Below are 25,894 nucleotides of genomic sequence, written 5' to 3'. Positions count from 1 at the left end.
GATTATTTGCCTGCCTTCGCTTCACCGATGGAATTCAGTCCTGTCGGGATGGTGCCGTTGATGAAGTAGTCACCCACGGAGCGAGCTTTGAAAGCCACCGGGTTGTGGGTGGCGACCGTTCGTGCGTTGCGCCAGAACCGGTCCAATGATTTCGAGGTTGACACCGCTGAAGCTCCGGTGACGTCAAATAGCTCACTGGTAGCATCCAAGATCAACTTGGGCGTAGCCACGTGGGCTTGCTGGACTGCGAGCTCTGCCCGCAAATAAGCGGCGTCCGGGTCCAGTCCCAGCTGCGGATCAAGGGCCGCATCAAGTTCGCGGGCAGCGGTGATAACGATGGATTCGGCGGCGAAGACGTTCGCAGCTAGACGCCCTACCAGTTCTTGAATCTGCGGGTCATCTTTGAACAGAGAACCTGAACCGGTGTTAAACGTGCGGGTTCTCTGCGCAACAATACTTGCCGCTTCATTTCGGGCTGCCTTGCCGATGCCGACCAGCACCGAAAGCAGGCACAGTTGGAAGAAGGCAGGTTCAAGGGTGGATGCGACCTTGCGCTGAATAATGTTCTCTGACTCCACCGGCACATCGGTGAAAATGGCGGTTCCGGTACCGGTCAGTGGCTGACCAAAACCGTCCCAGTCATCAAGAATCTGCACCCCTGGGGCATTGCGGTCAACGATCGCGTACTGGCGACCTTCAACGCCTTCGGTCGTTGCCATCACCACGACCCAGTCAGCAAAAATCGAGCCGGTGGTGTAGTACTTTTCGCCACGCAGAACCCAGCCGTCGTCCGTCTTCACCAGCTTGGTATTGGTGGTGCCCAAGGCATTGCCACCACGTTCAGTCGCAGCATTACCGAAGATCTGTCCTTGCAGCACTTTCGGGAACCAGCGATCCTGGAATTCTTGTGGCTGCAGGGAGATCGTTTCAACAAAGGAGAAGTGACTACGCAACAGGTGGGCAACGTTTGAATCTGCCGCAGCAAGCTCAATGAGCGAACGGAATAGGTGCTCGTGGCTGATCGGGGTTCCACCATGGCTTTCTGGCACTCGCAGGGTCGTGAATCCTGCCTCTTTAAGCCACTGCACCTGTTCGAAGGGCAGAATGCGGTTTTGTTCGCGTTCGCGGGCGCCTTCAGCAATCTTGGCGAAGACTGAACCGAAGCGATCTAGAAGTTCCTGATATCGGCTTTCGGTTGCTGCCGTAGCAATAGTCGTCATTGGTTCTCCTTACAGGGCGTCACTATTCGAGTAAAAGGACAAGGAAAGCGGCTGCCCCACGACACTAAATATCTGTGTCATGGGGCCAAGCCAATTACTTGTTCCAGGTCGCGAAATCCGCTTCTAGGTCGCGATCCCACGGGGTGCCCAAAGCGCCATCAAGGTAGTTTGCATACCATTCACGCACCTCATCAGAGTGGTACGCCTCTTCAAGGGCTTTACCCTTTTCGGTGTCGGTGAATCCGGGCTTTGCACCGATGATGTTGATGTAAGGAAGGGCGTCTTCTTCCTCTTCGAACAGCAACGCGTCACTGGGGTTGAGCCCAATTTCGGCTCCAAGGCGGGCGAAGAGGAATCCTGCGTCTACGTCGGGGAGAGTCTTGGACAATGACTGCTGATCTACTTCAACAAATTTGAAGTTCTTCGGGTTCTCCAGAATGTCATTCTGCGACAAGTGGATCACGCTCTTGCCCTCGGTCACTTTCAACACCCCAGCTTTGTCCAGCAAAGCCAAAGCGCGGCCGTTGTTTGCAGTGTCAACTGGCAGGGCGATGGTGGCACCATCGGGCAAGTCTTTGATGTCATCGTATTTCTTCGAGTAGACGCCTGCTGGTGAGCTGTACATGTAGAAGGCAGGCTCCACATCCACGTTCTGGTCCTTCTTGAACTGTTCAAGGTAGGCGCCGTGCTGGAAGAAGTTGGCATCGTATTCGCCGTTGGACACTACGTGGTTTGGCTGCACGATGTCGGTGACGTAAGTGGCTTCAAGAGTCCAGCCCTTTTCTGCCAGAAGCTTCTGCGCGATTTTGGTTGGTTCCTGCGACGGGGCGGACTCGGTAACAATAACCTTGATGGTCTTGTCGTCTGAGCCAGCGGCTTGGCCACCAGCAAGGCCGCAAGATGTCAGCGCCAGGATTGCCGCGGAGCCGGCAGTGAAGCTTAAGAAGGTACGACGAGATAGTGCCATGGTGTTTGTCCTTTGATGATGAGTTGCGAGTTGAATAAGATTTGGTGTTTAGCGCTTGTCAGCGGCGCGCGATAGCCGGGTGCCAATGAATTGCACAGCATGAACCAGCAAGATCATCAGAACAATAGCCAGCAACATGACTCCGGTTTCGTATCGGTAGTAGCCGTAGCGGATGGCGAAGTCACCGATACCACCACCACCGACCAGACCGGCCATGGCTGAGTACGAGATGAAGCTGACGGTCATGATGGTGATGGAAGACAGCAACGCAGGTTTAGCTTCAACCAAGAGCACTTCCCGGATGATCTGACCTCGGCTCGCGCCCATCGCCTGAGCTGCTTCAACCACGCCGTTGCCCAACTGGCTAATGTTCTGTTCAACAAAGCGAGCGAAATATGGGATCGCGTTGATGGTCAGTGGCACGATCACCGCAGCCGTACCAATAGTTGTGCCCACCACAAATCGGGTGAACGGAATGATAGCAATGAGCAGGATGAGGAAAGGGAAGGAACGGATCGTATTGACTAGCCCGTCAACGATTCGGTGCACACGTGGTCGTGGACGCAAACCGTTGGGAGACATTGAATAGAGCCAGATGCCCAGTGGGGTTCCCAAGAGAATGGCTATAGGGATCGCCACCAACAACATCGCGAAAGTCTGAGCCATAGCCACCCAGATTTCTGGGGCTAGTTCGACGATCCGGTCAAAATTGAAAGTTGCTGCGCTGCCGTTGCTCGTGGCTAGCACTACTGAAGTGAAGTTCATTGGTAATCCAGGTTCTCTATACGCGCGCTACGTCGGCAACGAGGTTTGGGGTCTGCTTGGGTGCTCGATTGAGCGTGATTTCATCGCTGATGAGATAGCGGCCGATAGGCGTAATTGGTTCGAAGCTTGGTTCTTGCAGTGAGCTCAAAGCAAACTCTTCAACTACTGCCCCGTCTTCCATCACCGAGACGTTATCGGCAATAGCCTTAATGACGTTCATCTCGTGGGTCACGATGACAGTGGTGATGCCAAGGCTGGCATTGATATCGCTCAGGTACTGCAGCACCGAGGTAGTGGTTCGTGGATCCACGGCGCTAGTTGGCTCGTCGCACAATAGGACCTTAGGTTCGGTGACCAGCGCACGAGCAATGGAAATACGTTGTTTCTGCCCGCCAGAGAGCTGGCCCGGATAGGCGCTAGCTTTATCTGCGAGATCCACAATTGCTAGCGCTTCAAGTGCACGTTCGCGGCGTTCCTTCTTAGGCACACCAGCGAATTTCAGGTTCAGCTCCACATTCTGTTGTGCAGTGCGATTATTCAGCAGGTTAAAGTGCTGGAAGATCATGCCTATTTCATGTCGTTGCTTGCGTAGCTCGCTTTCGCTCAGACCGGTAAGTTCGACGCCATCAACAAAGACCTGCCCCGAGGTGGGGCGCTGCAATAAATTGATGTTGCGTAGCAACGTGGATTTGCCGGCCCCGGAAAAACCGATAATGCCGTGAATGCTTCCAGCCTTAATTTCTAGAGAGACATCTTTGACGGCAGTGAACTGGTCTTGGCCTTTGCCGAAGGTTGTTGTTAGGTTCTCAAGACGAATCATCATCGCTCCTTTAGTGCTTGGTTATGCGGAGCGCACTTCGCTAACAAATATCTGTCTTGACAGATTTTTTGTACGGCGAAGTGAAGGTACTCCATCGGTCCTGGCTGTAGCACCGCTCCCTGTCGGGTGGTTGCTGCGACGTCGTTGAGCCAGATCTCTCAGTCGCTCTGGATGGTGTGGTGTTCGGATGTACCGCCCGAACAATTCAAGTTTGTCTTCCAAGGCCACGGCCCGACAAAAGTTACGTTAATCAGCGTCATCAAGACATAAATCAGCGGGCCAAGCATGAGATTGGGGCAATATTCCACGTAATGATCCGACACATTTCTCAGCTCTTACGCTTTAAGACGCGAAAGCTTGAGATTTCAGTGAGCTATGAATTTAATGCCACGACGAAATATAGTTCGGGAATTCTGCAGTGACTGCGTCGGTTGTAATGGATTGCAGTTTAAACGAGAGGACAAGATGAATATTGCAATTGCCGGAGCCACCGGACAGCTAGGTCAGTTAGTTATCGACGCATTGCTGAAGCGCGGCGCCGATCCAGCACAGCTCATCGCCATTGGTCGTTCCCCAGAGAAGTTAGAGCCGCTGGCCGGCAAGGGTCTTCAGACTCGCGTCGCTGACTACAACGCGGAAGCCAGCTTGGTGACCGCTTTGGAAGGTGTCGATAAGTTGCTGTTGATTTCCGGCAGCGAAGTGGGTCAGCGGACCACGCAGCATGAAAATGTCATCACTGCTGCCCAACGTGTCAACGTAAAGCTCATCGCCTATACCTCCATTGCCAATGCCCTGACCGGCAACATGAAACTGGCGCAGGAACATATCGCCACCGAACACCTGCTGGCAGGATCAGGTATCGACTATGTCCTGCTACGCAATGGCTGGTACACGGAAAACTACACTGATCAGCTACTGGGTTACTTGAACAGTGGTGTTGTTCTCGGTGCTGCCGGCGATGGCAAAATCAGTGCTGCTACCCGCGCGGACTATGCCGAGGCAGCAGCTGCAGTCTTACTTTCGGATTCGGATCAGGCAGGAAAAATCTACGAGTTGGGCGGTGACAAGCCTTTCACCTTGAGTCAGTTGGCCGGTGCCGTCGGCGCTGCAGCAGGCCAGGATGTCACCTATCAGGAAATGGATCCTGCCAAGCTAGTGGAGATCTACACTGATTCGGGTGTTCCAGCCATTTTTGCTGACATCTTGGTAGATACTGATCTGCGTATTCGTGAAGGTGCTCTAGAAGTGAACTCCGGGGATTTGGCAAAGCTCATCGGTCGCGCACCAACTTCGCTTGGCAAAGCCATCAAGGATGCGCTCGCTGCCTAAAACGCGAAAACCATAACAGCCTAAGAGGCAACCAGCATGAAAAGAATTTCTTGCTGGTTGCCTCTAGCTTTTCTCCACGTAAAGGCCTGGTTCTAGCTATCAGAAACCTTGGTGAGGACGCCTTGGACCAGTGGGTCATCTGTCGTCTCCAAATATTCCTGCAAGCGAGGATCCGAGAACACTTCAATCAGTTTCTTTGCGTCAGCAGTTTCTGCAAAATCAGAGGCCATGATCAGCCGTGAAGCGAAGGTTTTAGGTGGCTCTGGGAACAAGATTCCCTTATCTCGACTAACCTTTCCGGCATCGAACTGCGAGACGTAGCCGATGGCGACATCAACGTCATCTAGCATTCGAGGCATCGCCAACAAGTCGGCTTCCTTCAAAACGAATTCATGCGGGTTTTCAACGACATCAGACATTTTTGCTGTGCGAGGTTCAATATCTGGATTGAGTTTCAGGAAGCCTTCGCGCTGTAGCAGCCACAGAGCCTGTCCTTGGTTAGCAACGTCGTTTGGCAACAACAGTGTTGAGCCCTTGGGCAGCGCTTCTACGGAGTCATACTTGGTCGAGTACATGCCAAAGCCCCATTGGTAGAGCTCAACGGTGGGCGTTAGTTTCACCCCGGCGGCTTCTGCCGACTGCTCCATGTACCACTGGTGTTCAAAGATCGTCGCATCAAACTGACCGCTGGCCACTGCTTGATTGGCTTGGATTGGGTCTTGCAGACCGGTTTTCTCAATCTCTACACCGTAGTCTGGGGCGATACTCTGTGCGACGTAGTCCAGAATTTTTTCTTCGCCAGCCATCGCCGGTTCAAAGTGAACGACGAACTTCGTTTGGGTTCCGTCTGCTGCCGCAACCGCCGGCAAGGTTCGTTGCTGTCCGAGCATCACGGCTAGGACTATAGCCAGAACAGAAGCGATCGCTGCGATACTCCAAGGAAGTACATTCCTGCTCTTACGCAAGGTAAAGCCATGGTCATGGCCTGAAAGTGGTGAAGTCATTTTTAAGCTCGTTAATGTTGATGCGATTATGGGCGGGCCAACGCATGGGCAATGCGGTCACCGAGGAATTGGACAATTTGAACTGTCAGGATCAGTGCGACGATGGTGGCCAACATGACGTTCATATCGAATCTCTGGTACCCGTAGGTCACCGCGAGATAGCCGATACCGCCAGCGCCAATCGTGCCTGCAATAGCCGAATACTCGATCATAGAAATGGTGTTCAGCGTGATCGCTGAGGCCAGCGCCGGCAGGGCTTCCCTGATCTGGGTGGCGCCAATGATCTGTGTTGCCGAACCTCCGGTGACTAGACCAACGGCGAGGTTTTCCTTCGGCAAGTCATTAAGCGCGTTCTGAACCAAACGTGCGAAGAAGGGAATGCCGGCGATGGTCATGGGTACCGCCGCTGCAGCGATACCAATGGTGGTTCCCGTGATCCATTTGGTGAAAGGAATGATCGCGGCCATCAACACCAGAAACGGCAGTGAGCGTCCCATGTTTGCAATCCAGCTGAGTACGCCATGCACCTTTGGTCGTGGGAACAAGCCATGCCGGTCGGTGTTGTACAGCGCGATCCCCATCAAGCCACCAATGCTGATCACTAGGGCCATCACGATTCCGACCATGGCCCAGGTCTGCCCATACGCAGGCAGTAACAGGGCGAGCAGTTCATTCCACGGGGTGTCTGTTCCAACCGCTGCGCTTTCAAATGGGAGTCTCATACGCCAACCTCTTCACGAACATGTTCTTCAACGGTGGCTTGCAGGCCCCACGATGCCAGGATCTGTGTGACCTGTTCAGGCAGTGCCCCGTCCACGCCGATGCTGACTCGTCCTAGCGTTCCGTCGTGGTGTGCTTCAACTGAGCCTCCAAGCAATGCCACGCGAATTCCATGTTCAATGCCCAATCTTGAGATCCATGCTGGATCAACACGATCGTTGAGATAGGCGACGGTCATGGAATAAGAGAACCCAGCCGGGAGTGCCTCTGCACGCAATGGCAAGAGTTTGGAACCGGCTTCGGAGTTCGGATTAGCCACCAGCTCGTGGAGCTTGCCGTATTCTGCGATACGACCACCGTCGAGTTGTGCAACGTTATCGGCAACATGGCGGACAACATCCATCTCGTGGGTGATCAGGATGATGGCAAGCCCGAGATCTGTTCGCAGTGATTCAAGGAGAGTGAGAACCTGCTGCGTTGATTCCGGATCCAGGCCCGAGGTTGATTCATCGGAGAGCAACAGCCGCGGCCGCAAGGCCAAGGCGCGTGCAATACCTACACGTTGCCGCTGGCCACCGGATAGTTGACCAGGATAGGAATTTGCCCGGTCCAGTAGTCCTACACGTTCAAGGAGTTCAGCTACTCGGCTAGTCATCTCCTCGTGTACCACGCCTAGGTTCCGCAGAGGCAAGGCAATGTTCTCGGCCACTGTCATCCTGCGAAGCAGGGCCGAATTTTGGAAGATCGTTCCAATAGCGCGACGCTCAGCGCGAAGCTTTTTGCCCGATAGATTCGTCAGGTTCTTGCCATCGATGAGAATCTGCCCGCTGCTTGGTTTTTCTAGCAGAGAGATGCAGTGGGACAAAGTAGATTTACCGGCGCCTGAGGGCCCAACCACTGCAGTGATCGAACCAGACTCAACGCTCAGGTTGATGCCTTTGAGCACCTCGACGCGCCCTTGGGCAGAGTCGTAATGTTTATGGAGGTTTTCAATCTCAATCACGAGACGTTTCCTCCTTGGAAGTACGAGTACATGTTCTCTCCTTGGCGATGGCACCTAGAAGCGCGGTCAACTCACTGGGACGCGTGCGAAAAACACCGCGCGCGACATCAGAGAATCACTGTGAATGCTCCATCGGCTCTGGCCTTAGCACCGGCCTCACAGAGGTGGTTGCTGCGACGTCTTCGAGCCAGATCTCTCGGTCGCTCTGGATGGTTGGGTGTCCTGCATGATCGCTAGGACTCCTCAAGTCTGTAACTTGTGACTGATCAGCTGCAAGCGTTACGTAGTAAATCCGTCATGTCACGAACTTCAAATGCTCACCGCCCGAAAGCTCGTAATATTCACGGTCATAAAGAGCCTTAAGCCGTCATAAGAAGCAAGAAAAACACACATATTTGGCTTGCCATGCACGCATGGTTTATTGCCTTTAAATGCACCAAGCCCCAGCGATAACGCTGGGGCTTGGAAGCAGATGACTACTCGCTGCTGACCGACGCCAAGGGTGCTTCCACCTCGTCTTCATCCTCGTAGACGTACTCGTACCGGCGGCTGCGAACCACCGCGACAATCACAATCGCGATGATGATCAGCAGAAGAATTCCCACCCATCCGGCGGGGAAAGTCCATAACGTTCCACTGGCAAGGACCGGCTCCCCGGCGACTGAATCGATTCCTTCAGGAACCATACTCACTTCATACTGTTGCCAGATCAATGGCCACAGCCCTGAGACTTGTGAAGTCAGATCCACGCTGGCACCGGGAAGCATTTCTTCAAGTGCAACAGTTTGCGTGGTGCTTCCCAAACCAAACACTCCAGAGATCTTCACCGTGTAGTTTCCACGGGCCCGCAAGGTCCCCTCGTTATTGACCTGCGCTGCGAAATCTGCCGAAACCGGCGCAAACGGATTCCACGCAATCGGTGCACTCACATCAATATTGTCCATTCCCAAGACCAGGCTACCCTCGCCACCAACATGTAGCGCCAGCTGGGTTGCCAGTCGTTGGTCAACTGCCACAGCAGTACCCGCACTGGAGTCGATATATGAGGAAATCATGCCGCCAACGTAGTCACCCGGTGCGGTGTCCTCGGGAATGCTCAGCGTAAAAGCCACATCTGCTTCTTCACCGGGATCTAGGGTGAGCTTAGATTCGCTCACACTAATCCATGCCCCGACCTCTTGTGATGGTTCTGATGCTGGCAAGAGTTCGAGTGCGCCGTTAGCCGATGTCTGGCCGTCGGCACCATAGACCGAAAGTTCCAGTGGCTTTACGCCGTAGTTCGTTATCTGAAAACTATCGTCAACGCTATCGCCGGGTTCAAGCTCGTAGGAGAAGCTAGAACGTTGCTCTTCCCCGCCGGGGTTAATGCCCCACGAAATATCATCCGCGCGCGCATCTGGTACTGCCACAAAGGTTGTGACAATGAGTGCGGCACCTATGACGCCCATGATGCGTCGCGTATTTGGGGAGCTAGTGGCTCGACGGTTCGAGAGCATGATTTCCTTGTAAATGAAACGGTGTGGTGTCCGGCTAACCTAAGGTCGGCCGGACACCACGAGGTACTACTGGCCGAATCTACTTTTGAATAGCGGTAACGGTCAGCGTTGAGGTGTAGTCACCGGCAGGTGCATCAGTAGGTGCCAACAGGTGAACACCAGTATTGAGCTTCGCCGTAGAAGCACCGGTTGCGCTAGCCATGGTTGAAGTTGCCGACAGGCCATTGGTGCTCCCCGGGACAACGTATTCACCAAGGGTTACAACGCCCTCAGTTCCTGAACCGGTAGGTGCCCAGCCCAGGCCGTTGCCACCGAAGGTGTTAGCACCGTCCTTGAATGCGGTGGTCTTACCGGTCACGGTCCATCCCTTTGATGCTTCGCGGGTATCGCTGACCGTGATTTCGGGAAGCGTACCGCTAGCAACAAACCCGATGGACTGCTGCTTTGCAGTACCCAGGCTCAAGCTATCGCCAGCAATGTTCCATTTGAAGACCTTCTCTTCGGGTTCTACCGGCTGCTTCGGCACCGTCACGTCAAGCTCGACGTTTTTGGAGTCGGAATTTTCAGGATTCTCTGGCTCTTCCGGATCTACTGGGCCGGTGAAGTCAGCTTCCCATGCCACGTTCAACGAGGTTACTGGCTTACGCGGATCAGCGGCTCCGCCAGAGGAGTACCAGTACGACTGGGTTCCGGTCTTACCCTGGAACTCAACGAAGTCAGCGGGGAACGAACCCCAGTTATCACCAGTTTTAACCTGGCTTACGCTCGCTGGCGCATCGACGCCAAGGTAGGCAGGGGTTGCACTGAACCCGTCTTTGGTCAGTTCGACGCCCGACAAGTTAGCGAGGGTGATCTCTTCGCCTGGGATAGGAATCCACTTGCTGGTGTCATTCATGTCAGCCTGGTACCCCGAAGCGGTAGCCTTCAGCGTCGCACTGCCGTCAGCAGCCACCGTTAGTACCGGGTCGGTAGCAGACCAGTAGGTCATGCCGCTGTAGAACACTGAGGTGAAAGAACCAGTCCAAGACACGGTGGCTTCACCGGTTTGCGGGTCAACCTTGCCGGTACCGTTGCTCAGCACGACCTTGTTGTTGCTGACCTTCTGGTTGGCGCCGGTACCGGTGGTCACGTTTGAACCATCACCGGTCTGGCACTTGGTGGCCCAGGTTGGTGTCATGGTGCTGCCGTCGGGACCGTCCTTGATGATGCTGACGTTACCTTCGGAGCTCTTGTAGAAACCATCATTTTCGGTCCAGACACGGCTGGATCCGGTATTGCCTGCGACGCCTGCCGAAAGGAAGTTACAGGTGCCCGGCGCGAAGCCTGCCGCTCCGCTCTCTGCATTCAGTCCCCATGTCAGTGAGACCCCGTCGAGCGTCTGCTCGGCGGCGTGCGCTGGAATAGCAACTGCTGCGATCGACACGGCGACGCCGGTTGCAGCGGCCAGGGCCAATGATTGACGAACTTTGGTGATGCCGTATTTTGCCACGGACTTTTCCTCCGAGTGATTTTAGAATGGAGTCGGAACCTGGCGGGTTCCGACGGTGAGGTGTATCAGTTTGACCGCGGGAGCTTTGATGCTCCCGGATCGATGTAGTGCTGACCCTTACTTTTTCGACGAGAAGGGCCAGACAAGCCAGCCGTGGCGGAATCCAACCCATGCCACGCTGCCCAACGCCAGCAAACCCGCCAGGGACCACAACAGTGGTTCCTTATAGTCCTTGACGCGTTCCACAGCTTCTGGAATAAGCGACTTTCCGACCCAGTTGATAGCTCTGGTCGCCAAAGCCGTTGGTTCAAGCAGGGTGGTACCTGCTCCTGGTAGTACTGCGCTGGCCGGCAGAACCGACTCGAGCGCTTGTTGCACCAGTTGCTGTACCGGCGAACCGGCACTGGCTACCCCAGAGGTCGCTTCATTAGCTCCTCCGGAATTCTCTTGTTCTTCGCTCACCACACCGCTCTCGCTATCCCCAGACTGATCCGTATCGTTTTTCTGAGGCGCGATGGGTGTAGCAATCACCGAGTTTTCTTGCGTGTAATTGATGTAGACATCGGTGGCTACCTTGCGAACGTCGGCGGCGCCACCGGATGAATACCAATACGATCCTTGACCGGTGAGTTGGTTAAACTCGACCCAATCTTTGGGGAACGAGCCCCACCAGGACTGTTCGCGCGACTGTGCCGGTTCAACCCCGTCGATCTTGACGCCTTGATACGCGGGGGTGCTCACGATGCCATTCTTTCCAAGACTCACCTTGGGCAGTTGGGCCATCACGATGTTCTTGCTTTCGATCTTGTTCCATTTGGTGGTGTCGATGCGATCGGCGGCATACCCGCTAGCAGTTGCGGTCAAGGTCCCTTTCCCGTCGGCAACTTTAAGTACCGGGTCAGACAGCGACCAGTAGGTCAGCCCTCCGTAGAACACCAAAGAGAACGAGCCCTTCCAGGAAATCTCGGCGGTTCCCTTCGCTGCATCAACTTTTCCGGTGCCCTGATCAATGACTACCTGTGCCCCGGTACCCGATTCAGATAGGTCAGTAGTGACCGTGCGTCCGTTGGCGTCTTGACACTTATTAGCCCATGAAGCGCTGGCCCACTCACCGGCGGCGTTAGGTTTCTCAATACGAGTATTGCCGTCCTGGGTCTTATACAGATCATCGGATTCTTTCCATACCTTGCTCGCCCCGGCATCTGCGGCGACACCCGCGGACAGGAAGTTGCAGTCTCCGGAAAAGGACCCTGAGTTCGACTCGACATTAACTCCCCAACGGAATTGGGCATCTTTGACTTCAAAGGCATCCGCTTGTGGAATGGTGACCTTCAGGTCAATTTCCTTGCTGCCGTTATTATCTGCTGCAACAGCTACCTGTCCGGTCAACAGCATGCTGGCACCGATAACAGGCACGATGAGTGCCGAAAGAACACGATGTCGCAAACTCACGCCCGCTCCTTATCAAAGCTCTCTTCAAGTAGGTCTAGGGCAGAAGTCTGTAACTCGTCTTCGGCGAGCGCTTCTTGCCCAACCGATGCTCTGGCCTCCATGGTTTGTTCAACAGGTGGCCTACCCTTGGCTGGGCGTCGACGCTTCTGAACCCGGCGCTTGACCTTACGTTGTCTTGAGATGGCGGGCTCAGATTTTTGGGCAGCCTTCCGGCGGCTACGCATAATTCCCGAGATCAGCGAGCTGATAATCAATACGGCCAGCAGCGCCCCGGCGACAACTACCGCAATCAGCGCCCAGCGTATAGGCTGCTGGTCCTGCGGTGTCGCACTCGCAAGCGCTTGGGCATCAGCCATCACACTGAATTCGGCTTCAACCGAGGTTCCTGAACCTGCACCGGTGAGTTTGATCTTGTGGGTGCCTGCTACGGTGTCGGCAGGAATTTGGACGGTGCCAGCGATTTCACCAAATTCACCGGCAACTACCGGTCCTGCAGCACTCAAGCCTGAGGAAATGCTGGCAACAACTTGCTCGCCTGCAGCAAATCCGCGACCGGTGAATCCCAACGACCTGCCGGCGATGACGGTCCCTTGTTCTAGGCCTAGCGTGGGATCCCCACTGGTGACCGCTTCGCGTACCGTTTGGCCATTCGAAGTGTCTTCGGCACTCTCTTCGTCAGCGGTTTGTTCACCGTTCGGCTCGGTGTCAGCAGTATCGTTGCCACCTTGTTGAGTAGTGGAGTTTGTGGATTCCCCGCCTGCGCTCGGAGCCTGCTGGCTGGTCGCGGATTCTGTTGACTGTTGGGCTGTCGACGTATCTTTAGTGGTTTGTTTTTGCGACTGTTTCTGGGTCTGGGCGGAGGCGCTACCAAAGCTCACCGGGGTGAATGCTTCATTAGCTCCGTTGACGACTCCGTGCGCGCCGATGGTGATGATGCCGCAGGTGACTTCCCGGCAATCGATGTTCTTGCTTCCGCCCGAGGCTGTTGCTGCGCTAAAGGTTGGTCCCGGGATCACTATGGTGGTGCTGAATGTTCCATTGGCGGCGATAGTTCCACCATTGGCACTGTCTGCGGTACTTGAGCCAGGGAACGCGACAAAACGCTGGTATCCCTTATTGTTTTTAGTCTGCGAGTCCGCGACATAATAGAAGTCTTTCCCGCTGGTTCCACCCTTGCTTGGCTTCCACCCTGCGGTATTGGAAATGTATCCAAAGACGACATATATCCCACCAAATCCGTTCTTCACGGATTGGAATCCCGAACCTTTTACCGTGATGGTTGTCGCTCCGGTCGCTGAAGCTTTGCCGGTGCCCAGGTTGGAGGTGACGCTCAGTGTACCCGCGGCCTGAGCGGGTGAAGTCGCAACAAGTCCACAACTGAGCATCATGGCGACGACTACCGCGATCAGTAATGTTCTGAACCGATTGTCTCGTCCCAACGCTGTGCGCTGTGTTGCATATGGGGAGCTCATATCAGTTCTCCTTCGGGGAAACGTTGGGTGCTTGAGTGCGCACGAAGCGGAACGATCACTAGTCCCCCGTGCTCTGTATGTTCAAAAACACTGACCGGGTAGCGATAGATGCTCTGCAGATTCTGTGCCGTGAGTACTTCTTCAGGGGTGCCATGAGCGATTACTCGCCCCTCGTCAAGCAGTACTACTCGGTCTGCATAGGCGGCAGCCAGGGATAGGTCATGCAGGACGACAACCGCAGTGACCCCGGAATTGGCCCGTGAACGCACGGTACTCATCAGATGTTCTTGATGCCGGATATCCATCGCTGCGGTGGGCTCATCAAGGAACACCAGCATGGTTTCTTGTGCCAGTGCCCGGGCAAAAGAAATCCGGGCTTTCTCACCGCCGGAGAGTGTTTGCACTGCTCGCGATATCAGCGGTTGGGATTCAGTCACGGATACCGCGGTAGCAATGACTTCCTCGTCCCGTTCCTCCTCAATAGTGCCCGTCCACGGTGAACGGCCCATCCGGATGACATCTTCACCGGTGAAGGCAAAGGAAATCCGTGACTCTTGGGTTTGCACTGCCCTGAGTTGTGCAAGGTCCTTGGCCGAGCGGTGCATGACTTCACGTCCCTGAAGCAGAATCTGCCCCGAATCCAGTGGCTCATCACCACACATTGCGGCCAGGAGAGTGGACTTTCCGGCACCGTTGGGCCCTACCAAGGCCACAACTTCACCGGGGTAGAGGTCCAGATTGACCGTGTCGAGAACTCGCCGACCGCCCAAGGACAACGTTGCATTGATAACTTGCATTATTGGCTGAGGCATCATGACCAACCCCCAGCACCACGACGCGTGCGGCGAATGAGCCAGAAGAAGAATGGGCCACCAACCAGGGCCGTGAGCATGCCGATGGGCAGATCTGCGTTGGCTACTAATGTGCGTGCCACGGTGTCGGCAACCAGCAGAAGCAATGCACCGCCCATGACCGAGGCCGGCAACAACAGGCGATGCCCCGGACCCAATGCCATGCGAAGAATGTGTGGCACTACCAGCCCGACGAACCCGATCACGCCGGCAAAGGCCACGGCGGCTGAAGTTAGAAAGGCCACGATAACAATGACTTCTTTGCGTAGTCGCTCTACGTTCACCCCAAGATGGCGTGCGGGACGTTCGCCTAAAGCCAGTAGATCCAGTTTTCGGGTTTGGGTCATGGCAAAGATGATGCCAATGAGTGCAATAGGTCCAGCGCTGACGACGTTGTTCCACATGGTGCCGTTGAGCGAGCCCAGTTGCCAGAAGATGATTTCTTCACGAGCCGAAGTGTCGGAAAGAAAAGTCATCAAGGCGATACAGGCCCCGGCAATCGCGTTGATAGCAACACCGGTTAGGACCAGGGTGACTACTTCTGTGCGGCCAGAGTGCCGTGCGGTGAGATAGACCAAGGCGGTGGCCAAGAGCCCACCGAGAAATGCTGCAATGATGGTGGTCCAGTTGCCGAAGATACTCAACCCAAAGGCGATGGAGGTGCAGGCGAATGCTGCAGCGCCGGAGGAAACTCCCACCACGCTGGGCTCAGCCAGCGGATTGCCGAAGACTCCTTGCATCAGAACTCCGCCGGCTGCCAATGCGGCTCCAACGATGATGGCCATGACCACACGAGGGAATCGAATCGTCCATAAAGCTTGCTGAGCAAACTGTTGTTCTGGCAGTGTGCCCCAGTCCAAGCCCACACGGTGGGCGATGCTGGCCAAAATCTCTGGAACGCTGATCTGCATCTGACCAACCCCGGCGCTAATAAGAGCCATCACGAATACTGCGAGGCCTAGTGCGCTAAGTACGATCAGATTTCCTTTCTTTGAGTTCGGTTTTGTGCCGAGCGGAGCCGTATTCGGCGCTTCGCCTTCGAGCTGAAGATCTGTGATTTCAAGGCGCAGTGGAGCGTTCTGCGTTGTGCTCATGAGTCTTCTCCAGCATCGGGCGCATACACAGCGACCGACATAGCCTCCAGCACTGCTGCGGAGTTCGGGCCGAAACTCAACAATTGTGAATCGGCCATGTCCACGATTCGGTGGTTCTTACCTGCTGGCGTGAGGTCAATGGCTGGCACCGAATCGGCGATGCCTTCCACCCCGCCCACTGATTCCAGGCCCTTGGTCATCATGATGATCAGGTCTGGTTCTGCATTGACCATGGCTTCATCCGTCATTGGTTTCATGCCGTCCCAACCAATTTCGCTGGCCACGTCGATTCCTCCCAACGAAGTGATCAGTGAGTCGGCGCCAGAGCCCTTGCCGAAGATGTAGTAAATTCCGGATTGGCCACGCGCATAGAGCATGAGCATGCGCACTCTTCGGTCTCCCTCGGGCGCGATGTCAGAGATCTGAGCGGTGATTTTCTCAATGTCGGCTTCGGTTCGTTCGGCAAGCTTTTTGCCTTCTTCGGGCACACCGAGTGCCGAGGCAATCTGCTCGATCATTTCGGCCGAGGTCTCCAAACTACGCTCGGAGTCCAATACGACCACGGGAATTCCAGCTTCACGCATTTGTTCAATGACGTCCCATGGCCCTAGCGATGTGTCGGTAATAATGACCGAGGGTGCGAGCTGCAAGATCGCTTCTGCGTTGAGTTCGTGTCCGTTTTGGGTGACCACTGGCAGGTCTTGGGCCTCATCAAAGGTTGTAGAGGTATCCCGTCCAATGACGTTGTCGCCCAGGCCTAAGTCGAAGACCACGCGTGAGGATGTCCCGTAAAGGTCAATGGGTAGGATCCGTGAGATGTCGGTGACGGTTACCTGATTCTCTTGGGCGTCAACAATGCTGGCGGGCAGCTTTGCTTCGGGATGCTGTGCGATCGGATCGATGTCTGCGCCGCTAAGAACTGCGGTGGATGGACCTTCATAAGATTTCGGGTCTTCGAGAGTCTGAACTGACGATAACGCCTTGCCGCTTCCGTCAATGGTGTTTTTGGAAGCACCATTTCCGCACGCTGTCACCACTAACAAAGTTGCCAGGCCCAGAGCGGTCAGCTTAAGGCGGCCAGAGATATTTTGCTTGCGAAACACAGAAATCCTAGATGCGAGAGTGTTGATGACCCGAGGTGGCATTCCCACATGCGCCTCAAGTATTTAGGTTAAGTTCACCTAAGCTCTAGATAGTAGCTTAAAGAATGATTTCGTATCGCAATAAAAATTCTTTTCAGCCTGCCAGCCGTCATCTGCAGACGCGCCGACGGGCACCAACTAGCGCACCCAGAAACGTAATGCTGAAGGAAAATTTTATAAATATCACCATATCAGTCAAATATTTTTGAAAATCGCCAAACGCCCACCGAATAGTGAACTACTCAAGGTCTTCCCGACGTTCATTCGCCGTGAACTGGATCACACCGACCGACCGGTCGTGAGATGCAGAATATTAGGGTACCCTTAACAAAATCCTTGAAATCGACTCGTATCTAAGGACCATGGGGAACATGACAGTTATCGATCAACCACAATTTTCAACTCGGCTACGCCAGGTCACCCAAGATGACCACCAGTCGGCAGAGTCCAGTAAGTTCATCACGACGTTGATGGCTGGCGAGCGTAGCGCACGTGACTACACGCTACTGATCTCGCAGTATCACTATATTTATGCAGCTTTGGAGCAGGAGGTGCGACGGCTGGCTCACCAAGCTGAGCTATCTCCCATCTTTGACCTTGCACTGGAGCGCTCGGCAAATATCGATGGGGATCTAGCGGTGCTCCTACCTGCTCATGGCTTCGAGCAGTTACCACCCGCTCTACCTGCCACGACCGAGTATGTAGAAGCCATCCATGCGGCCGCTATCGAACCTGCCAGGCTCGTTGCCCACCATTATCTGCGTTACCTCGGCGATCTATCCGGCGGTCTTCCCATAGGTAAGCTCGTAGCCCGCCACTACGGCATTGCCCCTGAAGCGCTGAACATGTGGAATTTTGAGCAAATCGAGAAGCCGAAGCTCTACAAAGACCGCTATCGGCTGCAATTAGATATCTTCGGTGAGGACGAAACTCGCGCCGTAGCCGTGCTGGATGAAGCTCAACGTGGATTCCAGTGGAACAAACAGCTGTTCCAAGAGTTGTTGCAGGTTTCAGAAGCACATCTTGCGCTGACCTAAGGTTCTAGATGCGCATGCCCTTCACCATACGCACAAACCCTGTGCTGCCACCGGGGCTATTCATTGGCTCGCTTCTATGCGATGCTCCTGAGAACAGCCGTCAAAGGCACAAAAATGCCCCAGTTCAGAATTTTGAACTGGGGCATTTGCGGGCTGTCTATGGGCAGCTCGCTCGGCTTCTCAGGAGGTTAGCCCTGAGCAGCTACGCGGTTAGCAATCTTGTACTTGGCGGCACGGTGGGTGTCCTTGACCCGGTCACCTGCGTTGAAGAGCTTGTTGCGCAGTGATCCTTCGGCGTACTCGGTCTTGTATGCGCCACGAGCCTGCAGCTCAGGAACCACGTACTCAACAACGTCTTCGAAGGTGCCAGGGGTGATGGCGTAGGCCAGGTTGAAGCCATCCACGTCGGTGTAGTCCACCCAGTCAATGAGCTTCTCCGCTACCTCGGCACCGGAACCAACGGTGATCGGACCGAAGCCGCCGACGCCAACCCACTCTGCCAACTGGCGGATGGTCCATGGCTTGCCATCATCGCCGCTGGCCTTCTGGAAGGTTTCCACCGAAGACTGGATAGCGTTGGACTTCACGTTGGAACCCAGTGGCTCGTCAGGATCCAACTCTGACAGGTCCACACCCATCCAACCGGAGATCAGTACCTGAGCACCCTCAATATCCGCGTAGGACTTGTAGTCTTCGTACTTAGCCTGAGCCTTTTCAGAAGTCTCGTCGGTGATGATGGTCTGCATCGCAAAGATCTTCACGTCATAGCGATCGCGGCCAGCCGCTTCGGCTGCATCACGGATCTTGGTGACAGTGGCCTTGAGGATTTCGCGGGTTGGGCTCGTCACGAAGACTGCTTCAGCATTTTCCGAAGCGAACTTGATACCGCGCGAGGAAGCACCAGCCTGGTAGATCACTGGGGTGCGCTGGGTGGAAGGCTCGGTGATAGCGATGCCTGGAACCTTGAAGTACTTGCCTTCGTGCTCAATGTTGTGCACCTTGGCCGGGTCGGTGTAGATCCCGGTTTCCTTGTCGGCCTGAACAGCGTCGTCTTCCCACGAGCCTTCAAGCAGCTTGTAGATGACTTCGAGGTACTCGTCGGCGTGGTTGTAACGCTCGTCGTGTTCCATCTGGTCTTCCTGACCCATGTTGCGAGCAGCCGAAGGCAGGTAACCGGTAACGACATTCCAGCCCACGCGACCATTGGTCAGGTGATCCAGAGTAGCCAAGCGACGGGCGAAAGCGTATGGGTGCTCGTAGGCGGTGCCTGCAGTAACACCAAAGCCGAGGTTCTCGGTCACTGCTGCCATGGCCGAAACCAGCATCATCGGGTCATTGACCGGAGCCTGTGCACCGGAGCGCAGTGGGGACTCGTTGGTCCCGTTGAAAACATCGTAGGTGCCTAGCACGTCGGCAATGAACAGGCCGTCGAACTTGCCCTTTTCTAGTACCTTGGCCAGGTGGGTCCAGTAACCAATGGTGTTGTAGGTCGAGGCCTTGTCCTCTGGGTGACGCCACAGGCCTGGCGACTGGTGCACGACACAGTTCATATCGAATGCATTGAAGAGAATTTCGCGCTTCTGGCTCATTAGTTTCCCCTTGCCATAGTTGAGTAGTAGTGAAGTTTGTTGGGCGGCGTGGATGCGCCTTAGGCCCGATGGTTACTGTCTTCTCCGGTGACCGAGAGACGTTGCGGTTGCACTGCATTGATCTCGTAGTCACCCACGATGCGTGCCTTATAAATGGCCGGATTGTGGGTGGCGATGGTGCGGGCATTGCGCCAGTGTCGATCCAAGTTACAGATCACGCTGGTGGACGATGCTCCAAGCCCATCAAAGAGTTTGCTCGTGGCTCCGATGACCAGTGGCTGGACAATGGTTTGTGCCCGGTTAGCTGCTAGTTCACAGACCGCGTAGCGTTCCTCATCATTTAGCCCTGGGTCGATGAGGGCGGCTTCAACCTCAAGGACAGCACCGATCACCACCGAGTCAGCGGCGAAGGACTCTGCGGAGACCTCACCGACTAATTGCAGTACTTGTGGTTCGCGGTGTACCGGCACTCCCGTGCCGGTGGTGAAGATGCGCGTACGATTCTGCACCGAAATACGCAGGTCATTCAGTGCTGCCCGCGCTATGCCAGCCTGCACGGCCATGAGTACCAGCTGGAAAATCGCTGCCTCAGGGTCATTCTTCTGCTGTGGCATGAAGGTGTCTACCGGCACCTGATGGAATTCCGTGGTTCCCGTACCGGTGAGACCCTGGCCGAAACCATCCCAGTCATCCAAGATTTTTACGCCACTATGTTGGGTGGAGACCACCGCAATCTGGCGCCCGGCAAGCTCCGGGTGAGCCACAGCCACCGTGGTCCAGTCGGCAAAGATAGTGCCGGTGCAGTAGTACTTTTCACCAGTCACCAGCCAACGGCCATCAACCTGGCTGGCTTTGGTGTTCAAGGTACCAAGCGCATTGCCGCCACGTTCGGTGTACGCGTTGCCGACAATTTGTCCCGCGGCAATGCGGGAAACCCACTTGCTACGTAGTTCCTGATCTTCAAGAACCAGAACATTTTCAACAAATGCGATATGCGCGCGCCATAGCTGGCCCACATGCGAATCAGCTTCGGAAAGTTCGATGAGTAGACGGAAGACGTCAACCAGTCGTGCGCCGTACCCACCTTCGGCGACTGGGATACGTAGCGCCCCAAAGCGTTCTCGATTGAGCAGGCCTACCTGCTCAAAAGGCAGTACGCGGTTCCGGTCACGTTCCTTGGCGGTGGCTGCAATCTGCGCGAAAACCGGGCGGAAGACTTCAGCCAAGCGATCATATTGTTCGTCTGCGCTAGGGCCTGGGGTGACCTTGAGTAGTTGCCGGGTAGGCAGCTGCTCTTGGAAGTCATCTAGTCCCATGGCGCTAGCCTGCGAAGGATCACTGAGCTGGTTGAAGTCCAAGCTTGTGGTGTTTGGCGACTCGCCAAATGACATTAGAAATCCTCAATTCTTTCCATCGGTCCTGGCGGTAGCACCGTCCCGCAAATCGGGTGGTTGCTGCGGCGTCATCGAGCCAGATCTCTCGGCCGCTCTGGATGGGTTCTCATTCATTTGTAGCCGTAACAAAGCGGTGCTTCCAAGCCACGAAGTCACATTTCGTCGTGACGATGCGCCGGTTTGACAGGCGGTTTGCACAGGCAACTTCGCATTCCACCGAAGATGAACTCATGAAAATCATCAATCATCGATCAAACCGGCATTCAATGAAATAAATAACGAAATATCTCGTGCGTGTGACGTAGTTATCGAATATTTTTCATGTTACGCAAGATTTGCATTCAATTCGTTCGAAATCATGTAATGGACGGGTAACCATCCCGAGCGACCGAGAGATCTGGCTCCTAGACGTCGCAGCAACCACCTATGAATCACATGTTCCATAGGCCGGTGCTACCGCCAGAACCGATGGAGATGATCATGGCACTGAACTATGCACAGCCTCAGGGACAAGACCCGGCCAACGCTTCAATTGCGCTGGCTATCGAGCGGGGAACCTGATTTCGCCTCTCCCGCAGCTTCTCAACTTGTCACCCATTAACACTCCAAGGAATTATCTTTCATGACCATCGAATCAGCATCGACCGCCACACTGGTGTCAGAGGAAGCACGCCAAGCATTCTGGGATGAAGCGGCGCACCTTCTAGATTGGGACACCGAATGGCACACCACCAGCCAAATTCTCCCCGCTGACCCAGTAGCCAAGCGTGGCCCGCAGATTTCTTGGTACCTCGGTGGCAAACTCAATGCCGCGGTGAACTGTGCCGACCGCCATGTTGCGGCCGGTCGCGGTGACAAGGTTGCGCTGTACTTCGAGGGCGAACCCGGCGACCGTGTAGCCGTCACCTACAAGAACTTGCAAGAACGCGTCAGCCAAGCTGCCAATGCCTTGGAATCCTTGGGTGTGGTCAAGGGCGACCGCGTGGTCATCTATCTGCCAGTACTTATCGAAACCGTCGTCATCACCTTGGCTTGCGCCCGCATTGGCGCGATCCACTCATTGGTTTTCGGCGGGTTCTCTGCTGAGGCGCTGAAGTTCCGCGTGGAAGACACCAAAGCCAAAGTCTTGGTAACCACGGACGGCCAGTTCCGTCGTGGCACTTCCGTGCCGGTCAAAGACAACGCCGATCAGGCGGTCTCGGGCGAAAATGAAATTGAAAAGGTCCTGGTCATTCGCCGCACAGGCGATGAGATCCCATGGACCGAAGGCCGAGATGTTTGGTGGCACGATGTGGTCGACACCCAGCCCACCGAGCACGCTGCACAGTCCTTTGACTCGGAAACCCCGCTATTTATCATGTACACCTCAGGGACGACCGGACAGCCTAAGGGCCTGGTACACACCACCGGCGGTTATCTGACTCAGGCAGCCGCCAGCTACAACATGCTTTTCGCCAACCCTGATGTTTCAAAGCGAGACCAAGACGTTCACTGGTGCACCGCAGACCTAGCCTGGGTCACCGCCCACACCTATGAGATCTACGGTCCGCTGTCGAACGGCGTTACTCAGGTCATCTACGAAGGCGTACCAAATGCCCCACATCCTGGCCGTCACTTCGAAGTCATCGAACGCTACAAGGTCACCAGCTACTACACCGCGCCAACGCTAGTGCGTTCGTTGATGGGCTGGTTCCCGCAGGGCATTCCAGCTTCCTACGACCTGTCCTCCATCAATATTGGCGGCACCGTGGGCGAAGCAGTGAACCCGGAGGCTTGGAAGTGGTTCCGTGAACAGTTAGGTCGCGATACCACCGAAGGTCTTCCCATGGTAGATACCTGGTGGCAGTCCGAGTCGGGAGCCACGATCCTTTCGCCACTGCCCACCGACGAGTACTTCAAGCCTGGTTGCGCTGCCCGCGCCCTGCCTGGAGTTTCGGTGGACATCGTTGATGCTCAAGGCCAGCGCGTTGCACCGAACACTCAGGGAAATATTGTCATCACCCAGACGGGACCTTCGATGGCACGAACCGTTTGGGGTAATCCAGAACGCTACTACACCAGTTATTGGGAACAGTATGTCGGACAGGGATGGTTCCTTGCCGGTGACGGGGCGCGCTTTGATGATGATGGAGACATTTTCATTTTGGGTCGCACCGATGACGTGATCAACATTTCTGGGCACCGCCTGTCCACCATTGAAATTGAATCTGCTCTGGTCACTAACGCGGGTGTCGTTGAGGCTGGCGTGTGCCCCACCCCAGATGCCAAGACTGGCCACGCCGCTACCGCTTTTGTGGTTCCTTTGGACAAGTCATTGATTGCTGAATACCCAGATGAGCACCTGGCTGCCCGTCAGGCACAGTTCATTGCCGAATTGCGCTCTACCGTAGCTAATCAGATTGGCCCCATTGCCAAGCCACGCGATGTGGTTCTGGTTCCGGACGTTCCTAAAACACGTTCGGGCAAGATTATGCGCCGACTGCTCACCCAACTATTTGAGGGCACCACACTCGGCGATACCACGAGCTTGCAAAATGAACCGTGCATTCCAGAGATCAATGCGATCTGCCGAGCACGTAGCTAGCTCTTAGCCAAGAGAATGGCAGCTTAAATAGTGGAAGCCACGTCCCGCGGGACGTGGCTTCCACTATTTTTTGCTAGGAATCTTTTGACTCGGTGGAGTCCTTAGAGTCTTTCCCATCAGCTTCGGTGACAAACACCTGCGCTGACTTGGTAGCATCCTCTGCTGAAGTCTCAGCCGGAGCAACAATTGGAATCTCGGTGGTCATCAGGCCGAACTGGCTACCTTCGTGCCGGTCCACGCCCTGGGTCACCGATTGCTCCAGTACGGTGCGGGCAACCTTTCCACGCAAGATCAATGGATCCCGGCTCAGGTCCTTCCACAGCGCGACGCACAGCAACAACATCACGATCACGAATGGCAAGGCCGAAACAATCGTTATGTTCTTCAAACCGTTGAGCGCCTCGTCTGGATGATCTCCACCGGCAAGCAGCATAACGGCAGCAACGGCACCAGTGGCGACACCCCAGAAGATCACTGACTTCTTGGTCGGGTCTTCGGCGCCACGCTCACTGAGCGCGCCCATCACGATCGAAGCCGAGTCGGCTCCCGTGACGAAGAAGATGGCAATCAACAGAACGGTGATCACCATCAGCACGGTCGCTATCCAGCCGTTCAGCGGGAGCTTATCGAGCAGGTCGAAGAGGATCAGGTCAAAGTTAATGTCTGGTGCCCCGTCGACCATCTTGGCCAAAGCATCTCCGGTGTTCCCGGCACGCTCAGCACGTTCCTGCAAGCCGATGGCTCCGCCACCGAAGATCGAGAACCACAGCAAGGTCACGGCCGATGGCACCAACAGTACGCCGGTAACAAACTGGCGAATGGTGCGTCCACGCGAGATACGTGCGATGAACAGGCCAACGAATGGGCTCCATGAGATCCACCAAGCCCAGTAGAAGACGGTCCATGAGGACAGCCAGCTGGACATGGTTTCATCGCCGGAGGCCGCGGTGCGCGAAGCCATCTGAGGCAGGTCACCAATGAATGAACCCACAGCGTTCGGGATGACGTTGAGGATGAATAGCGTCGGTCCGCCAATAAAGACGATGAGCGCCAGGATTACTGCCAACACCATGTTGATGTTCGACAGCCACTGAATGCCACGCTCAATGCCGGAGACGGCAGAGGCTACAAACAATGCAGTCAGAATCGCGATGATGACTACCAATATGCCGGAGCCGACCTTCTCAAGAATGCCGGCGGACTGGATACCGCCACCAATCTGCAGCGCGCCAAGGCCCAGCGAACATGCTGACCCGAAAAGGGTCGCGATGATTGCCAAGATGTTGATCGTGCGACCGCCCCAGCCATGTACTACGCGCTCTCCAAAGATTGAGGAGAACATGGCAGAGAAGAGCTGTGGGCGTCCAAGACGGAAACTGCCGTAAGCCATACCCAAGCCGACGATGGCGTACATCGCCCATGGGAATAAGGTCCAGTGGAAGAGCGTCGTACCCATGGCGGTGCTCATGGCCGCGGCGCTAGATCCTTCGACGGTCCCTGGTGGAGGTGACATGTAGAAGAACAGTGGTTCTCCTACGCCGTAGAACACCAAGCCGATGCCCATACCGGTCGCAAACATCATGGAGATCCACGAGACGGTAGTAAATTGTGGTTTTTCGTCATCCTTACCCAGCGGGATACGGCCAAAGTTCTTCACTGCGACCACGATGACAAAGATTGCGAATACCGAGGCTGCAATAATAAACAGCCAACCGGTGTTGGTGATGACCCAGTCCAGGGCTACATCTGCGGCTTTACCTAAGCCTTCTGGGGTAACGAAACCCCAAACAATAAAAGCCAGCGCTAAGGCGCCAGCGATACCAAATACCCAATAGTCAGTTCCTGAAACCGAATATTTCTTAGGGCGTCGTTGTCGAGCTGAATGCAGCTCGCCGACAAGGTCTTCAAATGATTGATCCGTCTGCTTCATTGCTTTCTTCCTTCACCGGCGAGGTTTCAAAGGTGAAATTCCTTCGGAGCCCAACGAGCAACGGTTCAACTAGTGAACGATTGCTCTGCAGTGTGCTTGATTGCGAATTGCTTATCGGTTTCGATTCACTGAATCCAAATCTAGCGTCAGCGGGCGCTGAATGAAACAGCTGACCCCGTGTATTCTCACCGGTAATTTCACCAGTGACCCGACGCTATTTCTTCTCGGATTGTCACAATAAATCCTAAATAGTCCTTATTAAGGATGGTCGACCCACCATCATTGGTCAAACCAGAGTCCCCAGTTTTCGCGGTTTTCGCTCCCCCGACCCCGGTGTAGCGCATAGTTTCCATAGGTGATTCACAGCTATGTGAACTTGCTCGCGTTGATGAAAATCCATGCCCACCGTGCCATGAATTCAACGATTTTCTATCAGTAATTTCGGCGACGGATTCTCCGCTTAAATCCCACGGCTGACCGTTGTTGTTGGTCTGCAGCCTCGACTGAAGACGGTCCTGTAGGGGTAATTCAAAGTA

General features: G+C 55.0%; 20 protein-coding genes and 4 riboswitches. Of the genes, 3 read left to right on the top strand and 17 right to left on the bottom strand.

Going from position 1 to position 25,894, the window contains the following annotated elements:
• Positions 1-2 precede the first annotated feature (2 nt).
• The 4 genes from QMQ05_RS01665 to QMQ05_RS01650 all read right to left on the bottom strand — a co-directional run bounded on the left by QMQ05_RS01665 (position 3) and on the right by QMQ05_RS01650 (position 3,775).
• Entirely contained in the window at positions 3-1,220 is a 1,218-nt protein-coding gene (locus tag QMQ05_RS01665; protein ID WP_345472472.1) for an acyl-CoA dehydrogenase family protein, read from the bottom strand.
• A 94-nt stretch (positions 1,221-1,314) separates the two neighbouring features.
• Positions 1,315-2,187 carry a MetQ/NlpA family ABC transporter substrate-binding protein gene (locus QMQ05_RS01660; RefSeq protein ID WP_345472470.1) on the bottom strand — a complete coding sequence of 291 codons (873 nt, stop codon included), beginning with the start codon at positions 2,185-2,187 and terminating at the stop codon, positions 1,315-1,317.
• Between the two features lie 48 nt (positions 2,188-2,235).
• Entirely contained in the window at positions 2,236-2,952 is a 717-nt protein-coding gene (locus tag QMQ05_RS01655) for a methionine ABC transporter permease (RefSeq protein WP_345472468.1), read from the bottom strand.
• 16 nt (positions 2,953-2,968) lie between these two features.
• Positions 2,969-3,775 (bottom strand): methionine ABC transporter ATP-binding protein, encoded by an 807-nt coding sequence (locus tag QMQ05_RS01650; RefSeq protein ID WP_345472466.1) that lies wholly within the window; start codon positions 3,773-3,775, stop codon positions 2,969-2,971.
• 85 nt (positions 3,776-3,860) lie between these two features.
• Positions 3,861-3,950: riboswitch (SAM riboswitch) on the bottom strand.
• 287 nt (positions 3,951-4,237) lie between these two features.
• On the opposite strand from QMQ05_RS01650, the gene QMQ05_RS01645 reads away from it, so the two are divergent.
• Positions 4,238-5,101 carry an SDR family oxidoreductase gene (locus QMQ05_RS01645; protein WP_345472464.1) on the top strand — a complete coding sequence of 288 codons (864 nt, stop codon included), beginning with the start codon at positions 4,238-4,240 and terminating at the stop codon, positions 5,099-5,101.
• A gap of 92 nt (positions 5,102-5,193) precedes the next feature.
• Here the strand turns inward: QMQ05_RS01645 and QMQ05_RS01640 are convergent, their stop codons facing one another.
• The 10 genes from QMQ05_RS01640 to QMQ05_RS01595 form a co-directional block, all read right to left on the bottom strand.
• Positions 5,194-6,105, bottom strand: coding sequence for a MetQ/NlpA family ABC transporter substrate-binding protein (locus tag QMQ05_RS01640; protein WP_345472462.1), 912 nt, complete (start codon positions 6,103-6,105; stop codon positions 5,194-5,196).
• Between the two features lie 26 nt (positions 6,106-6,131).
• On the bottom strand, positions 6,132-6,827 hold the full coding sequence (locus tag QMQ05_RS01635) for a methionine ABC transporter permease (protein ID WP_345472460.1): 696 nt from the start codon (positions 6,825-6,827) through the stop codon (positions 6,132-6,134).
• Positions 6,824-7,828, bottom strand: coding sequence for a methionine ABC transporter ATP-binding protein (locus tag QMQ05_RS01630; protein ID WP_345472458.1), 1,005 nt, complete (start codon positions 7,826-7,828; stop codon positions 6,824-6,826). The genes QMQ05_RS01635 and QMQ05_RS01630 overlap by 4 nt, the downstream gene beginning before the upstream one ends.
• 126 nt (positions 7,829-7,954) lie before the next feature.
• Positions 7,955-8,044, bottom strand: a riboswitch (SAM riboswitch).
• A 260-nt stretch (positions 8,045-8,304) separates the two neighbouring features.
• On the bottom strand, positions 8,305-9,324 hold the full coding sequence (locus QMQ05_RS01625) for a WxL protein peptidoglycan domain-containing protein (protein ID WP_345472456.1): 1,020 nt from the start codon (positions 9,322-9,324) through the stop codon (positions 8,305-8,307).
• A 79-nt stretch (positions 9,325-9,403) separates the two neighbouring features.
• Complete coding sequence (locus QMQ05_RS01620) at positions 9,404-10,813, bottom strand: hypothetical protein (protein ID WP_345472454.1); 1,410 nt, start codon at positions 10,811-10,813, stop codon at positions 9,404-9,406.
• A 117-nt stretch (positions 10,814-10,930) separates the two neighbouring features.
• The gene (locus QMQ05_RS01615; RefSeq protein WP_345472452.1) at positions 10,931-12,265 is read right to left on the bottom strand and encodes an HtaA domain-containing protein; all 1,335 of its coding nucleotides are present in this window, start codon (positions 12,263-12,265) and stop codon (positions 10,931-10,933) included.
• Positions 12,262-13,737: a hypothetical protein gene (locus QMQ05_RS01610; protein ID WP_345472450.1), complete on the bottom strand. Its 1,476-nt coding sequence runs from the start codon at positions 13,735-13,737 to the stop codon at positions 12,262-12,264. Before QMQ05_RS01610 ends, QMQ05_RS01615 begins: the two co-directional genes overlap by 4 nt.
• Positions 13,734-14,534: a heme ABC transporter ATP-binding protein gene (locus tag QMQ05_RS01605; RefSeq protein WP_345472448.1), complete on the bottom strand. Its 801-nt coding sequence runs from the start codon at positions 14,532-14,534 to the stop codon at positions 13,734-13,736. The genes QMQ05_RS01610 and QMQ05_RS01605 overlap by 4 nt, the downstream gene beginning before the upstream one ends.
• Before the next feature lie 14 nt (positions 14,535-14,548).
• Positions 14,549-15,682, bottom strand: coding sequence for a FecCD family ABC transporter permease (locus tag QMQ05_RS01600; protein ID WP_345472446.1), 1,134 nt, complete (start codon positions 15,680-15,682; stop codon positions 14,549-14,551).
• Entirely contained in the window at positions 15,679-16,785 is a 1,107-nt protein-coding gene (locus QMQ05_RS01595) for a heme/hemin ABC transporter substrate-binding protein (protein WP_345472444.1), read from the bottom strand. The genes QMQ05_RS01600 and QMQ05_RS01595 overlap by 4 nt, the downstream gene beginning before the upstream one ends.
• 410 nt (positions 16,786-17,195) lie before the next feature.
• Here QMQ05_RS01595 and QMQ05_RS01590 point away from each other — a divergent pair, with 410 nt between their 5' ends.
• Positions 17,196-17,861: a heme oxygenase (biliverdin-producing) gene (locus QMQ05_RS01590; RefSeq protein WP_345472442.1), complete on the top strand. Its 666-nt coding sequence runs from the start codon at positions 17,196-17,198 to the stop codon at positions 17,859-17,861.
• Between the two features lie 188 nt (positions 17,862-18,049).
• Here the strand turns inward: QMQ05_RS01590 and QMQ05_RS01585 are convergent, their stop codons facing one another.
• Both QMQ05_RS01585 and QMQ05_RS01580 read right to left on the bottom strand, forming a co-directional pair.
• Complete coding sequence (locus tag QMQ05_RS01585; RefSeq protein WP_345472440.1) at positions 18,050-19,450, bottom strand: LLM class flavin-dependent oxidoreductase; 1,401 nt, start codon at positions 19,448-19,450, stop codon at positions 18,050-18,052.
• 59 nt (positions 19,451-19,509) lie between these two features.
• Positions 19,510-20,841: an acyl-CoA dehydrogenase family protein gene (locus QMQ05_RS01580; RefSeq protein WP_345472438.1), complete on the bottom strand. Its 1,332-nt coding sequence runs from the start codon at positions 20,839-20,841 to the stop codon at positions 19,510-19,512.
• 16 nt (positions 20,842-20,857) lie between these two features.
• Positions 20,858-20,949: riboswitch (SAM riboswitch) on the bottom strand.
• Positions 20,950-21,216: 267 nt separating this feature from the next.
• Positions 21,217-21,319, top strand: a riboswitch (SAM riboswitch).
• A 147-nt stretch (positions 21,320-21,466) separates the two neighbouring features.
• On the opposite strand from QMQ05_RS01580, the gene acs reads away from it, so the two are divergent.
• Entirely contained in the window at positions 21,467-23,428 is a 1,962-nt protein-coding gene (gene acs / locus QMQ05_RS01575; RefSeq protein WP_345472437.1) for an acetate--CoA ligase, read from the top strand.
• A 73-nt stretch (positions 23,429-23,501) separates the two neighbouring features.
• Here acs and QMQ05_RS01570 read toward each other — a convergent pair whose 3' ends face one another.
• Complete coding sequence (locus QMQ05_RS01570; protein ID WP_345472436.1) at positions 23,502-25,358, bottom strand: BCCT family transporter; 1,857 nt, start codon at positions 25,356-25,358, stop codon at positions 23,502-23,504.
• Positions 25,359-25,894: the final 536 nt, after the last annotated feature.

The sequence above is a fragment of the Glutamicibacter sp. B1 genome (assembly GCF_039602135.1).
Lineage (GTDB): Bacteria > Actinomycetota > Actinomycetes > Actinomycetales > Micrococcaceae > Glutamicibacter > Glutamicibacter ectropisis.
This window is presented reverse-complemented; position numbering and strand designations above follow the sequence as displayed.

What these genes read in the sequence shown, in the direction of transcription:
- QMQ05_RS01665 (WP_345472472.1), bottom strand. Translation starts at nt 1,220, where the DNA reads ATGACGACTATTGCTACGGCAGCAACCGAAAGCCGATATCAGGAACTT.
- QMQ05_RS01660 (WP_345472470.1), bottom strand. Translation starts at nt 2,187, where the DNA reads ATGGCACTATCTCGTCGTACCTTCTTAAGCTTCACTGCCGGCTCCGCG.
- QMQ05_RS01655 (WP_345472468.1), bottom strand. Translation starts at nt 2,952, where the DNA reads ATGAACTTCACTTCAGTAGTGCTAGCCACGAGCAACGGCAGCGCAGCA.
- QMQ05_RS01650 (WP_345472466.1), bottom strand. Translation starts at nt 3,775, where the DNA reads ATGATGATTCGTCTTGAGAACCTAACAACAACCTTCGGCAAAGGCCAA.
- QMQ05_RS01645 (WP_345472464.1), top strand. Translation starts at nt 4,238, where the DNA reads ATGAATATTGCAATTGCCGGAGCCACCGGACAGCTAGGTCAGTTAGTT.
- QMQ05_RS01640 (WP_345472462.1), bottom strand. Translation starts at nt 6,105, where the DNA reads ATGACTTCACCACTTTCAGGCCATGACCATGGCTTTACCTTGCGTAAG.
- QMQ05_RS01635 (WP_345472460.1), bottom strand. Translation starts at nt 6,827, where the DNA reads ATGAGACTCCCATTTGAAAGCGCAGCGGTTGGAACAGACACCCCGTGG.
- QMQ05_RS01625 (WP_345472456.1), bottom strand. Translation starts at nt 9,324, where the DNA reads ATGCTCTCGAACCGTCGAGCCACTAGCTCCCCAAATACGCGACGCATC.
- QMQ05_RS01610 (WP_345472450.1), bottom strand. Translation starts at nt 13,737, where the DNA reads ATGAGCTCCCCATATGCAACACAGCGCACAGCGTTGGGACGAGACAAT.
- QMQ05_RS01605 (WP_345472448.1), bottom strand. Translation starts at nt 14,534, where the DNA reads ATGCAAGTTATCAATGCAACGTTGTCCTTGGGCGGTCGGCGAGTTCTC.
- QMQ05_RS01600 (WP_345472446.1), bottom strand. Translation starts at nt 15,682, where the DNA reads ATGAGCACAACGCAGAACGCTCCACTGCGCCTTGAAATCACAGATCTT.
- QMQ05_RS01590 (WP_345472442.1), top strand. Translation starts at nt 17,196, where the DNA reads ATGACAGTTATCGATCAACCACAATTTTCAACTCGGCTACGCCAGGTC.
- QMQ05_RS01585 (WP_345472440.1), bottom strand. Translation starts at nt 19,450, where the DNA reads ATGAGCCAGAAGCGCGAAATTCTCTTCAATGCATTCGATATGAACTGT.
- QMQ05_RS01580 (WP_345472438.1), bottom strand. Translation starts at nt 20,841, where the DNA reads ATGTCATTTGGCGAGTCGCCAAACACCACAAGCTTGGACTTCAACCAG.
- acs (WP_345472437.1), top strand. Translation starts at nt 21,467, where the DNA reads ATGACCATCGAATCAGCATCGACCGCCACACTGGTGTCAGAGGAAGCA.
- QMQ05_RS01570 (WP_345472436.1), bottom strand. Translation starts at nt 25,358, where the DNA reads ATGAAGCAGACGGATCAATCATTTGAAGACCTTGTCGGCGAGCTGCAT.